Below are 13,099 nucleotides of genomic sequence, written 5' to 3'. Positions count from 1 at the left end.
ATCCCGTTGACACAAAACGGGAACATCGGTAGAACAAACCCGAGATATGCGAACATCACGGGGCGGAACATGCTGACGAAAAAGCAGAAGGATTTGCTGGAATTCATCCACCAGCGGGTGCAGCGCGATGGCGTGCCGCCGTCTTTTGACGAAATGAAAGAGGCGCTGGATTTGCGGTCGAAATCGGGCATCCACCGGCTCATTACAGCTTTGGAAGAGCGCGGCTTCATCCGCCGCATGGCGCACCGCGCCCGCGCGATTGAAATTGTGAAGCTGCCCGATGCGATGGGCGGCTTTGTCCCGCAGGTGATTGAGGGCGATAAGCCCGCCGCGCCTGCGCACGCCCCGGCCCCCGCGCTCAAGGGGATTCCGGTCGAACGTGGCGATGTGGCAGAGCTGCCCTTGATGGGCCGGATCGCTGCTGGTGTCCCGATCGAGGCGATTGGCGACGGCGATACCAGCGTGGCAGTGCCCGGCATGATGCTGCGTGGGCGCGGCAATCACTACGCGCTAGAGGTCCGCGGGGACTCGATGATCGAAGCGGGCATCAACGATGGTGATCTGGTGATCATCCTCGAGACCGAAGATGCGAAGAACGGCGATATCGTTGTTGCGCAGGTTGAGGGCTATGAAGCGACTCTGAAGACCTATCGCAAGAGCGGGTCTTCGATTGCGCTGGAAGCTGCGAACCCAGCCTATGAGACCCGCGTCTTCCGTGAGGGGCAGGTCGAGGTGCAGGGCCGCTTGGTCGGTTTGATCCGCAGCTACTGATCCGTACCGCGGGCCCGTGTGTTCCAAAGCCGCTGGCCCGTGTGCTCTCTGGCAGATGTGATGGCCAACTGGTCGCCGCCGATGTGGAACGCGAGCGCGCCGGATTTGCGCAGGTCTCTCGGTGTGGTAATCCGGCAATCGCCTGAGCCGAGCGTTTTGTCTAAGTCCTGATCAGAGATCACCCAAGTTTTGCCAGAGCATCCGTCAAAGGCGCGGGCTTCGCGTTTGCCCTTGATATGCAGGATGGTCCATGCGCCTGCCTCCCAGACTTGGCCGCTTTGGGCATCGCGCCATCCGGCGCGCGCGGCGGCTTCGGATTGCGAGGCGGGATCGCCGTCGTTTTCGAGCCAGACAGAGGCGACGAACCCTGCGCCTTTGGGATGGCTCGGGACGCGGCCTGTGTCCGAGAGGACGGCGACGAGTTTGCCATCGTCTGACACCAGACCCTGCGGGCGAGGCGTTTGGCTCCACAGTAGGCAAGCAGCAGTGATGGCGATAATGCCAGCGAGTCGGCCGATCCCCTGCCGAATGGACAGAAAAAGCGCGCCGCCTGTCAGCAGCAGAAAGGCAGCGGTGTTCGGCGTGTGCACGGGTGTGACCGCGCTCGGCCACGCGGAAACCGTTTCGGCCACGCCAATGATCCAGTCGATGCCGTAGCCCATGACGACCAAAGCGGGTTTTTCCAGCCCGAAGGGCATCAGCACGGCCCCTGCGATCCCTGCGGGCATGACCACGGTGCCCATGAGAGGCGTCGCGAGCAGGTTTGCGATCAGACCGTAGTCCGACAGGCGGTTGAAATGCGCCGCTGCAAACGGGGCGGTTGCCGCCCCCGCCATGGCAGAGGACATGAGGGTGACGATGATCGCTTGGAGCCAGCGGCGCTTGATCCGTGCGAGGTGGGGGCTGAGCAGGTCGAAACCGGCGATCAGACCGGTCGTCGCGGCAAAGGACATCTGAAATCCCGGCCCCGTCAGGGCGTGGGGCTGCAGGACCAGCAGGACCAGCGCTGCGGTGGCGACGGAGCGCAGACTGAAAACCCTGCGATCAGCCATAACTGCACAGAGACCGACGGCCGCCATGACAAAGGCCCGCTGGGTCGCGACGCTGGCCCCCGACAGCCCGAGATAGGCGGCGGCACATGTCAGGGCGACGGCGGCGGCAATCTTCTTGGTCGGGTGATAGAGGGCGATGCGCGGGATCAGCGACAGGGTGCGCCGCGTAACCGCGTAGACCAGTCCGGCGAGCAGCCCCATGTGAAGACCCGAGATCGCCAGAAGATGCGCGAGGTTGCTGTCGCGCAAGGCTTGCACCGTACTTGGCGGGACGCCGGAGCGATCGCCAGCCAAGAGCGCGGCGGCGATGTGACCGCTTTGGTCTGGCAGGGCCGCGCGGATGCGGGTGACAAAGGTTTGGCGCAGGCGCATCAGAGAGAGGTCTTGGGGCGCAGGATCACGGAGCAGAACCGGCGTCCGCGAATAGCCCACAGCGCCAAGCCGCTGATACCACGCATGGCGGCGAAAATCGAAACCGCCCGGCTCTGCCGGACCCGAGGGCGGCGACAGGTGGGCGGTCAGGATCACCGTATCGCCGTTCTTGGGGGGCGGGCTGGTGTCATCATATAGGGCAACGCGCACACGGTGGGGCGCGCGGCGCCGATCGAGACGCACTTGGTCCAAGGTCAGGCGCAGGGCGCCAGAGGCTGCACGGTCTTGGAGGATGACGCGCCCCTCGACAGGGCCATAGTACCGCGACGTCAGGACAGGCTCGGCGTGGCGCAACGCCTCTGCCGCGGCAAGGACGTATCCGCCGAGCCCCAGTCCGATGCCGACCACCACGGGGCCAATATAAACGCCAAGCCACCGGCCGCCGATCACCATGGGCAGGGCTATCAGGCCCATAGCCCACAGGAGCCAGAGCGCTGGCTCGCGCACAGCGGCGAAATACAGACCCACCCCAAGGCCAAGGCAAACGGGCGCCCATAGGAACAAGGCCCCCTCTTGTTTCAGCCATTCTTTGCGGATTGCTGCAGGTGCACGCACTCTTGCCACCCAAATATGGGGTCGATAGACACGTCCCGAACGCTGCACGAACTTTCCTAAGCAAAGGTAAATCCTGTCATGACCTCCGCCGTCGTCACCCGTTTTGCACCCTCGCCCACCGGCTACCTGCATATCGGCGGGGCCCGCACCGCCCTGTTCAACTGGCTCTATGCCCGTGGCCGCGGGGGCAAATTCCTGCTGCGGATCGAGGATACGGACCGCGAACGCTCGACCCCCGAGGCGACCGCCGCAATCCTGAAGGGACTGGACTGGCTGGGTCTGGACCACGATGGTGAGCCGATCAGCCAGCACGCGCGCGCCGACCGTCACCGCGAAGTGGCGCTGGAGCTGCTGGACGCGGGCAAGGCGTACAAGTGCTTTAGCACGCAAGAGGAAATTCAGGCGTTCCGCGACGCAGCCAAAGAAGAGGGCCGCAGCACCCTGTTCCAGAGCCCGTGGCGTGATGCTGATCCCAGCACCTATCCGGACGCGCCCTATGTGGTCCGTCTGAAAACCGCGACCGAAGGCACCACCGTCATCGAAGACGAAGTGCAGGGCACGGTGAAAATCCGCAACGACCAGCTGGATGACATGATCCTGCTGCGCTCGGATGGTAGCCCAGTTTACATGTTGGCTGTGGTCGTGGACGACTACGACATGGGCGTGACTCATGTGATCCGCGGGGATGACCACCTGAACAACGCGGCGCGCCAGATGGGCATTTATACCGCGATGGGCTGGCCCCTGCCCGTCTACGCCCACATCCCGCTGATCCACGGTCCCGATGGCAAGAAGCTGTCCAAGCGCCACGGCGCCTTGGGGGTCGAGGAATATCAGGCGATGGGCTACCCCGCCGCGGGCATGCGCAACTATCTGGCGCGTCTGGGCTGGAGCCACGGGGACGACGAATTCTTCTCGGATGAACAGGCCAAAGAGTGGTTTGATCTCAAGGGGATCGGCAAATCACCCGCGCGTCTCGACTTCAAAAAGCTGGAGAATCTGTGCGGCCAACACATTGCTGCAACAGACGATGCTGCACTGCTCGCAGAAATTGAGGCATTTTTCAGCGCGACCAATCAGCCCGCTTTGACACCCGAGAAAAAAGAACTGTTTAAAAATGCGCTTTTCTGCCTGAAAGATCGCGCAAAGACTTTCCCAGAACTAATTGATAAAGCAGCATTTGTTTTCGCGGACCGTCCCATCGCGCCCGACGAAAAAGCTGCAAAGAACCTCGACACGGTATCCCGTGGTATACTGTCAGAATTGACGCCGCACCTGCAAAATGCTAGCTGGACGCGTGAGGCGTTGGAGGAGGTGCTGAACCAATTTGCCGAAGCTCGCGAGCTGAAGTTTGGCAAAATGGCAGGTCCGCTGCGGGCAGCCCTTGCGGGTCGTTCGGTCTCTCCTAGCGTATTCGACATGATGATTGTTCTCGGGCGCGAGGAAACTCTTGCCCGCTTTAACGACGCAGCGAACGGCTAAGCCGGAGAAGCTGACCATGAAAACCCTTTCCGGCCTCCACTGGCCGGAAAAAGGGACTAGATAATATAGCGTACCCTGGCCGGAGCACCGGCCGACGGGAGGTAGCCCCGGGACCCGTGTTCGAGGGCCTTTCAAGAGGAATGACGATGGCTGATACTACAAAGACCGCGAAGCTGACGATTGGTGAGAACACCTACGATCTGCCGATCCACTCGCCGAGTGTGGGACCTGACGTGCTCGATATCCGCAAGCTGTACGCTCAGGCAGGTGTCTTTACCTACGATCCGGGCTTCACCTCGACCGCTGCCTGCGACAGCACCATCACCTACATCGACGGCGACAAGGGTGAATTGCTGCACCGCGGCTATCCCATCGACCAGCTGGCCGGCAAATCCCACTACCTCGAGGTCTGCTTCCTGCTGCTCTACGGCTACCTGCCCACAGCCGCCGAACTGGAAAAGTTCGAGACTACCATCACCCGTCACACCATGATCCACGAGCAGATGCACAACTTCTTCCGTGGCTTCCGTCGTGACGCGCACCCGATGGCAACCATGGTGGGTGTGGTTGGCGCCATGTCGGCGTTCTACCATGACTCGACCGACATCGCGGACCCCCGCCAGCGCGAAATCGCATCGCACCGCCTGATCGCCAAGATGCCCACCATCGCGGCAATGGCGTACAAGTACTCGATCGGTCAGCCCTTCGTGTATCCGCGCAACGATCTGGATTACGCGTCGAACTTCCTGCACATGTGCTTTGCCGTGCCCGCAGAAGAGTACCACGTTGACCCGATCCTCGCCCGCGCGATGGACCGTATCTTCACCCTTCACGCGGACCACGAGCAGAACGCGTCGACCTCGACCGTACGTCTGGCGTCGTCTTCGGGTGCGAACCCGTTTGCGTGTATCGCGGCTGGCATCGCCTGCCTCTGGGGCCCCGCACACGGCGGCGCAAACCAGGCATGTCTGGAAATGCTCAAGGAAATCGGCACCCCCGATCGCATCCCCGAGTACATCGCCCGCGCCAAGGACAAGAACGATCCGTTCCGCCTGATGGGCTTTGGCCACCGCGTCTACAAGAACTTCGATCCCCGCGCGACCGTGATGAAGCAGTCGGCTGACGAAGTTCTGGAGCTGCTGGGTGTCGAGAACAACCCGATCCTCGCGACCGCCAAGGAACTGGAGCAGGCCGCTCTGGCAGACCCCTACTTCGCAGAGAAGAAGCTGTTCCCGAACGTCGACTTCTACTCGGGCATCATCCTCGAGGCGATGGGCTTCCCGACCTCGATGTTCACCCCGATCTTCGCGATGTCGCGGACCGTGGGCTGGATTTCGCAGTGGAAAGAGCAGCTGTCGGATCCGCAGATGAAAATTGGCCGTCCCCGTCAGCTGTACCTCGGCGAAACCTCGCGCGAGTACATCGACATCGAAGAGCGCTAATCGCGCTCTTACTCCCGGCCAAAAAGAAAGCCGCCCGTTTCGGGGCGGCTTTTTTCGTTTCGGCATTGGGTGGGGTTAGCCGGAAAACGGCTCCAGCCCGATCGCGTTCGCGAGATTGAAGGTGCTGGGAAGCGGTTGGTTGATCTGCGCGAAGGCAACGCCATCAAGATAGATCATCGTCCCCTGCGCGTCTGCGTCCTGTTCGGTGGTGATCACGGGCGCAGTGTCTCCCTCGTATTTGATCATCAGGTAGTCCTCTGACGGGTCAAAGGCGCGGATTGCGATCACGTCGTCGCTGTCCGCCGTTTCAACCAGGATCAGGGCGTCAGCACCATCACGGCCATCGATCGTATCCCCGCCGCCAGCAATCAGAATGTCATTGCCTTCACCGCCTTTGATGAGGTCAAAGCCCTCGGTCGAAATGGTGTCGTTATCCATCGGGACATCGATAATGGTTTCGTCCTCGCCAACATCGAAACGGACATAGCGCAGATCCGCGCTGGTGCCGTTCAGCAGGTCATCGCCGGTGTCACCAAAGATCGTGTCGTCACCCGTGCCGCCGACCACTTCGTCGTTGCCGGAATTGCCGTCCAGATAGTCATTCCCTTCACCGCCTGAAACGAAGTCATCGCCACCCCAAGTGAACAAGCGGTCATCACCGCCTTCTCCATAGACCGTGTCATCGCCCCCAAGTGGCTCAAAGCGATCGTCTTCATCACTGCCTAAGAAAAGATCGTCATAGATAGAACCGAACCTTTCGTCAGAAGTGACCCCATCCTCAGGCGCGAACAGGCCAGTTACGACGATATCATCCAGTGTGAAGCTTTCATCCGCCCCTTCAAGGCGGATCACTACCTTTTCGCCATCGACAAGTTCGGCATAGCCATCCTCGTAGTTGATCGAAAGGGTGGCATTCGAGGAAACCGTATAATCGATTATATCCACGCCGGGATTGAAGTCTGTGATCACCGCCGGTTCATCCCCGTCCACGAGGAAATCACGAATAACGCTGAAGGTGTCCAAGCCTCTGCCACCTGTCGCGGTATCGTCAGACCCGATGAACAGGGTGTCGTTGCCGCCGTCGCCGTGAACCTCGTCCGCGCCGCTGGTATCTGCATCACCAACCCAGTCCATGAAGGTGCGAATGTCGATATCTTCGCCACTGGCCAGCGCCGTGAAAGCAGCGGCCTGATCACCCGACCCTGCCGCGATGATCATGTCATTCCCCTGTCCGCCGGACAGGCTGTTTTTGCCGTCGAGATCAATCAAGGTGTCAGTGCCATCGCCGCCCTCTAGGGTATCCGCGCGATCACCGCCAAGGAGCGTGTCACTCTGCGAGCCACCATAGAGGGAATCGTTGCCGTCGCCGCCGTAGATCAGGTCTTCGCTGCGGTTGCCCGACAGTTCATCTCCACCCGCGCCGCCATCAATGGTGTCACGCCAGTTCCCACCGAAAATCCAATCGTGACCCCGGCCACCAGACAGACTGTCGGCTCCGCCATAGCCTTCGATGGAGTCGTCCCCTTGGCCGCCGCTGATGGTGTCTGCTTTGTTCGACCCATAGAGAATGTCATCGCCTTTGGAGCCATTCTCGACTCGCTCGGTACTGTCAGAGCCGGAGTCGTCGCCGTCCGAGTTGTCATTGCTTGAGGAGTCATCGCTCGAGGTGTCGTCGTCACTCGATGTGTCATCCCCTTCGTGTTCCAGACGCTCGTCGTGATCGTGATCCGAGCTGTCGTCAGAGGAGTCGTCGATCACAACCGAATAGACCCCGTAACTCGCGAGGAGGGAGAATAGAATTAGACCAATCATTTTCACACCAATTGCGCGCCTTAACCGACGCATTCACTTTTAAAAGACAGGTGTTAATCACCTGCCTGACCCGTGAGACAGAATTTGGCAAAAATGTGGCATTGGCAAGTATGGATTTACTTTACGTTAACAGACCAAAGACCCGAAGGTGCGAGAATTCCCATCAAGCTTCTGCAACCTAATGGAAAATCCATGTTAACCACGACGGCTGCAATTAAGTTGCCTTCCATAGATCAAGGGCAAGGTTGGGTAACCCCATGGAGCGAGTTCAAGCGTCTTGCAACGGCACCCATTAACTCTCTTTCAAAAAAGAAAGCCGCCCGTTTCGGGGCGGCTTTCATTCACTGCGACTGTTTTATACAAAGCCTGAGTTGTAGTGAGACAAGTGCGGGGTTCCGAAATTTGCAGGCAGAACCGTCTTGATCACGAAGGTTTCCTTTCCGTCTAGTGCCACCACTGTGTGCCCATCCTCGTTGACCGATGTCGTTATTTCAGGCGCCTCGTCGCCCAAATACTTGATCATCAGCACATCCTCGGAGGGGTTGTAGTCTTCGAGCACAGCAAGCTCGTCGCTGCCATCATGGTCAATCACAACAATTAGATCCGTGCCCTCTCCGGCGATCGCGGTATCTCCTGCACCGACGAGCAGCACGTCATCTCCGTAGCCGCCGTTGAGAAGGTCCGCACCATCGGTCTGCACCGGATCATACAATACGATCTCACCGTAGGTCCCTTCGCCATAGTCAGTAAACCAAGCCCTAATATTGTCAGAGTCGATCCCATTCAGAGTGTCGTCACCAGTGCCGCCATTTAGAGTATCGGAGCCATCGCCGCCCATTAGCCAGTCATCATCGGCAGCGCCATTCAGCGTGTCCCTGCCATCGCCACCATACAGGGTGTCGTTACCCTCCTCGCCCGAAGCTTTGTCATTGCCGTCTTGAAGGTAGAAGGCATCATCCCCAGTACCGCCGGTAAGGTCTTCATTACCCACACCGACTTTCGCCGCCAAGACGGACAGGGTGATATCATCTAGGGTGAAGCCCTCGGTATCACCGCCAATCACCATCACCAGCTTTCCACCGTCATAGAGGTTCACACCGGTCTCTGTATGCTCAATACTCAGGTCGGGTTCGCCAGTGGTGGCAGAGTACATGTAATGAATATGGTCGGAAGTCCCCCAGGACTGGGTAGGGTCTAAATCCTCGTAGTCCGTGATAGTGGCCGGAGCGTCACCAGACAGCAAGTGGTGCTGAACCACAGCAAAGGTGTCTTCTTCGCCGCCGCCGGTAACGGTATCTCCTGCCCCAAATGCTAGGATATCGCTGTCGCTGCCCCCATCCAGAACGTCTGCGCCACTCGCGTCCTCTTGGTCAAGTGCCATAGCAAGAGTCTTGGATGAGGCCAGCTGCCAGGTGAAATTCAGCTCTGTGAGGCCGCCCTTCAAGTCGGCATATAGAGTCGAGAGGCCGCCACCGGCGTCGTCTGAAAAATCACCTGCCGAGATCAAGACGTCCTGTCCAACGCCGCCGCTCAAGGTGTTGTTGCCATCGACATCGATCAGCCAGTCGTGCCCTGCGTAACCTGCCAGAGTGTCATCACCATCCCCGCCAAGCAGCGTGTCGCCCCCGCCAAGACTCACGTCGCCGCCGACAATAGAATCGTCCCCGCTCCCTCCAAACAGAAGATCGTTAAAGCCGCCACCATCGAGCGTATCGTTACCTTGGTCGCCGCTGATCGTGTCGTACCAGTCCCCGCCTCTCAGCAGATCGCCGCCTGCCCCGCCAGAGATCAAGTCCGCGACGTCACCACCCAGAACGGTGTCGTCGCCCGCTCTGGCGTTGATCACATCGTCATCGTCGCTGGCTGCCAGACGTTGGTCGCGATCCTGATCGGAGCTGTCGTCAGAAGAGCTGTCAGAGGAGTCATTAACCACAACCGAATAGACCCCTTAACTCGCGAGGAGGGAGAACAGCATTAAACCAATCATTTTCGCACCAATTTGCGCCTTAACTGACGCATTCACTTTTAAACGAAAGGTGTTAATCACCTGCCTGACCCGTAATTCAGAGTTTGGAATAAATGCTCGATTTGCAAGTGTGGATCTACTTTACGTCGAAAATGCAAAGGTCCGCACACCATGCATGATGCACGAGCCTTATGAAATTAAATCGGAAATTTAGGTTAACCATCGCCGCCGGGATCGAGATCCGGTCAATGATTAATAACGAGGGATTTAGCGCCCCTCGTAAGACGCTGGGCGTTTTTCGAGGAAAGCCATAACGCCCTCTTTGAAATCGCGGGTGCCGCCGCAGGTGCCCTGAAGCTGCGCCTCGAGGAGGAGTTGCTGTTCCAGATTGTTGTCCCAGCTGCCACGGAACGAGGCTTTGATGTGCTGGTAGGCGATCGACGGACCGCTGGCCAATTTCGCGGCGCGGGCGCGCCAGTGCGCGTTGAATTCGGCGTCTGGGACGGCCTCCCAGATCATGCCCCATTCGTCGGCTTGGCGCGCGGTAATGGGTTCCGCAAACAGGGCTGCGCCCATGGCTTTGGCAGCGCCCATCTGGCGAGGCAGCCAATAGGTGCCACCGGCGTCAGGCATCAGGCCGATGCGGGCAAACGCCTGTAGGAAGACGGCGCTTTCGGTGGCGATTACCACGTCCGCCGCGAGCGCGAGGTTGGCCCCTGCCCCTGCTGCCGTGCCGTTCACAGCGCAGATGGTCGGCACGGGGCAATCGTAGATCGCTTGCAGCATGGGGACATATTCGTCGCGCAGCACACGCTCCAGATCCAGAGCGTTCAGGGTGCCTGCATCGGACAAATCCTGACCGGAACAAAAAGCCCGCCCTTCGCCTGTCATGACCAGTGCACGGGCGTTTTTGCCCGCGTCCTTGACCGCTTCGAGGATCTCGGCGCGCATCTGCGAGGACAGCGCGTTCATCACGTCCGGACGGTTCAGGGTCAGGACTGCGATGTCGTCCGCGATCTCGTAACGGATGGTCTGGAATTGCATGAAAGGCCTCCTCTGCTCTCTGGCCCGCATCAAAGCGGAAAGCCCGAGAGCAGAAAAGAAAAACCCAGCGTCAGTCCTTGAGGATTTCGCTCAGACGCGCTTCTTCGTCCGCGCTCAGGCGATCCTCGGTCGCGGGTTTGGCAGTGGCACGCCCCCGCAGGTAGAAGAACGCGAGGATCAGGGCGATGACCGCCATGATCGGGCCTGCAAGCCACAGGAAAATATTGGAGCCGCGCGTGGTCGGATTCAGCAGGACGTATTCTCCGTAGCGGTCCACCACGTAGTCCACCACCTCGTCGTTGGTGTCCCCTTCGAGCAGACGCTCACGGACCAAGAGGCGCAGATCGCGCGCCAGTTCGGCGTTCGATTCGTCGATGCTTTCATTGCGGCAGACCAGACAGCGCAGACCGGCCGAGATGTCCCGCGCCCGCTGTTCCATCGCGGGATCGGGCAGCACTTCGTCCGGCTGCACCGCATAGGCAAAGGGCGCCGACAGGATGAGCGCCAAGGCAAGGATCAGGCGTTTCATTCTGCGGGCACTCCTTGGGCGGGCGCTTTGCGGGCGCCAGCTGCAACGCGATAACGACGGTCCGACAGGCTGAGCACGCCGCCCACTGCCATGATGATCGAGCCGAGCCAAATCCAGTTCGCCAGCGGCTTGATATAGGTGCGCACCGCCCAACCGCCGTCCGACTGCGGATCGCCGATCACGACATAGACGTCGCGCAACAGACCGCCATCGATGGCCGCTTCGGTCGTGGGCATTTTCGCCACGGGATAGATGCGCTTTTCAGGGTGAAGGGTCGAGATCACGTTGCCGTTCTTGGACAGGGTGAAATCACCCATGGTCGAGATGTAGTTGGGGCCTTTGACCTCTTGGACGTCGTTCAGGACCAGCGTGTAGGCGCCCACGTCAAAGGGCTCGCCCAATTGGACTGTGCGGATGTCCTCTTGCTCCCAAGCCATCAGACCAGAGACACCGATGAAGGTGATGCCAAGGCCGGCATGGGCGACCGCTTTGCCCCAGTCGGCGCGCGGCATACGGCGCAGGCGGCCAAAGCGGTTGGCTCCGCGGCCCGTCCGGCTCCATAGATCCATCGCAGCGCCAGCAACCATCCAAGTCCCCAGCAGCAGGCCAATCGGACCCAGCGCAGTTTTGCCGGTTTGCAGCGCATATGCCAGCGCGGCAACGGCAACGGCCAGCACCAGCGCGGGCACCAGATGACGTCCCACACGGCCCAGATTGCCACGCTTCCATGGGAGCATAGACCCGAGCGGCAGGATCAGGCCCAAAACCACCATGAAGGGCGTGAAGGCCATGTTAAAGAACGGCGCCCCGACCGACAGTTTGCGGTCAAAGAACATCTCGGCCACCAGCGGCCAGATGGTCCCAATGAACACCACGAACGCCGCCACAGCGAGCAGGATGTTGTTGGCGACCAGCGCGCTTTCGCGGCTGACCATGCCAAAGACACCCTTCGCCTCCATCACGTTGGCGCGGGCAGCGAACAGGGTCAGCGCTCCGCCCATGAAGAACGCGAGGATGAACAGGATGAAGACACCGCGCTCGGGGTCATTGGCGAATGCATGGACCGAGGTCAGCACGCCTGAACGGACGATGAATGTGCCGATGAGCGAGAAGCCGAAGGCGAGGATGGCCAGTAGGATGGTCCAGCTTTTCAGAGCTTCGCGCTTTTCCACCACGATGGCCGAGTGCAGGAGCGCCGCGCCGATGAGCCACGGCATGAAGCTGGCGTTTTCCACGGGGTCCCAGAACCAGAAACCGCCCCAACCCAGCTCGTAGTAGGCCCACCAAGAGCCCAGCGCGATGCCGATGGTCAGGAAGACCCAAGCAGCCAGAGTCCACGGACGAACCCAGCGAGCCCACGCGGCATCCACGCGCCCTTCGATCAGGGCGGCGACGGCGAAACTGAAGGCCATGCTCAGGCCCACATAGCCCAGATAGAGGAACGGCGGGTGGAAGGCCAAACCGGGGTCCTGCAACAGCGGGTTCAGGTCCTGCCCATCAAAGGGCGGCACTGCGAGGCGCAGGAACGGGTTCGAGGTAAAGATAATAAAGGCGAAAAACGCCACAGAGATCGCGGACTGCACGGCCAGAACGCGGGCCTTGAGTGTCGGCGGAAGCTGCCCGCCAAACCAAGCCGCACACGCGCCAAATAGCGTCAGGATCAGCACCCAGAGCAGCATCGACCCTTCGTGGTTGCCCCACACTCCGCTGATTTTATACAGCATCGGCTTGGCCGAATGGCTGTTCAGCACCACGAGCCTTAGGCTGAAATCCGACACAACAAAGGCGTGGGTCAAAGCGGCAAAAGACGCAGCCGTCAGCAGAAATTGCGCGACGGCAGCGGGTTCGGCCACGGCCATCCAGCCGTGCCAGCGTTTATGGGCGCCAATCAACGGGACGATTGCCTGAACGATGGCAACCAGAAAGGCGAGGATAAGGGCGAAGTGTCCGAGCTCTGTAATCATGCGCGGATATTAGGCATTTGAAGTCTCGGGGCCAATCACAATCAGCCCCG

9 protein-coding genes are annotated in these 13,099 nt (G+C 60.1%); 3 read left to right on the top strand and 6 right to left on the bottom strand.

The window, feature by feature from the left end; translation table 11 throughout:
• Positions 1–69: 69 nt before the first annotated feature.
• Entirely contained in the window at positions 70–771 is a 702-nt protein-coding gene (gene lexA / locus N4A58_RS08120; RefSeq protein ID WP_293708861.1) for a transcriptional repressor LexA, read from the top strand.
• Here lexA and N4A58_RS08115 read toward each other — a convergent pair.
• Complete coding sequence (locus tag N4A58_RS08115) at positions 765–2,810, bottom strand: ComEC/Rec2 family competence protein (protein WP_293708859.1); 2,046 nt, start codon at positions 2,808–2,810, stop codon at positions 765–767. The two genes, lexA and N4A58_RS08115, sit on opposite strands and share 7 nt — an antisense overlap.
• 78 nt (positions 2,811–2,888) lie before the next feature.
• Here N4A58_RS08115 and gltX point away from each other — a divergent pair, with 78 nt between their 5' ends.
• Both gltX and gltA read left to right on the top strand, forming a co-directional pair.
• Positions 2,889–4,292 carry a glutamate--tRNA ligase gene (gene gltX, locus N4A58_RS08110; protein WP_293708857.1) on the top strand — a complete coding sequence of 468 codons (1,404 nt, stop codon included), beginning with the start codon at positions 2,889–2,891 and terminating at the stop codon, positions 4,290–4,292.
• A 146-nt stretch (positions 4,293–4,438) separates the two neighbouring features.
• Positions 4,439–5,734 carry a citrate synthase gene (gene gltA, locus N4A58_RS08105; protein ID WP_293708855.1) on the top strand — a complete coding sequence of 432 codons (1,296 nt, stop codon included), beginning with the start codon at positions 4,439–4,441 and terminating at the stop codon, positions 5,732–5,734.
• 75 nt (positions 5,735–5,809) lie between these two features.
• On the opposite strand, the gene N4A58_RS08100 is transcribed toward gltA, so the two are convergent.
• The 5 genes from N4A58_RS08100 to N4A58_RS08080 all read right to left on the bottom strand — a co-directional run bounded on the left by N4A58_RS08100 (position 5,810) and on the right by N4A58_RS08080 (position 13,049).
• Entirely contained in the window at positions 5,810–7,546 is a 1,737-nt protein-coding gene (locus N4A58_RS08100) for a calcium-binding protein (protein ID WP_293708853.1), read from the bottom strand.
• Positions 7,547–7,901: 355 nt separating this feature from the next.
• Positions 7,902–9,479 (bottom strand): calcium-binding protein, encoded by a 1,578-nt coding sequence (locus tag N4A58_RS08095; protein ID WP_293708851.1) that lies wholly within the window; start codon positions 9,477–9,479, stop codon positions 7,902–7,904.
• Between the two features lie 300 nt (positions 9,480–9,779).
• Positions 9,780–10,556, bottom strand: a complete 777-nt coding sequence (locus N4A58_RS08090) for an enoyl-CoA hydratase-related protein (protein WP_293708849.1) — start codon at positions 10,554–10,556, stop codon at positions 9,780–9,782.
• 70 nt (positions 10,557–10,626) lie between these two features.
• A complete protein-coding gene (locus N4A58_RS08085; protein WP_293708847.1) occupies positions 10,627–11,085 on the bottom strand; it encodes a cytochrome c-type biogenesis protein in 459 nt (152 codons plus the stop codon).
• Positions 11,082–13,049, bottom strand: coding sequence for a heme lyase CcmF/NrfE family subunit (locus N4A58_RS08080; protein WP_293708845.1), 1,968 nt, complete (start codon positions 13,047–13,049; stop codon positions 11,082–11,084). The genes N4A58_RS08085 and N4A58_RS08080 overlap by 4 nt, the downstream gene beginning before the upstream one ends.
• Between the last annotated feature and the right edge of the window lie 50 nt (positions 13,050–13,099).

Origin of the sequence: Donghicola sp., from assembly GCF_025210255.1 — a bacterium.
GTDB lineage: Bacteria > Pseudomonadota > Alphaproteobacteria > Rhodobacterales > Rhodobacteraceae > Donghicola > Donghicola eburneus.
This window is presented reverse-complemented; position numbering and strand designations above follow the sequence as displayed.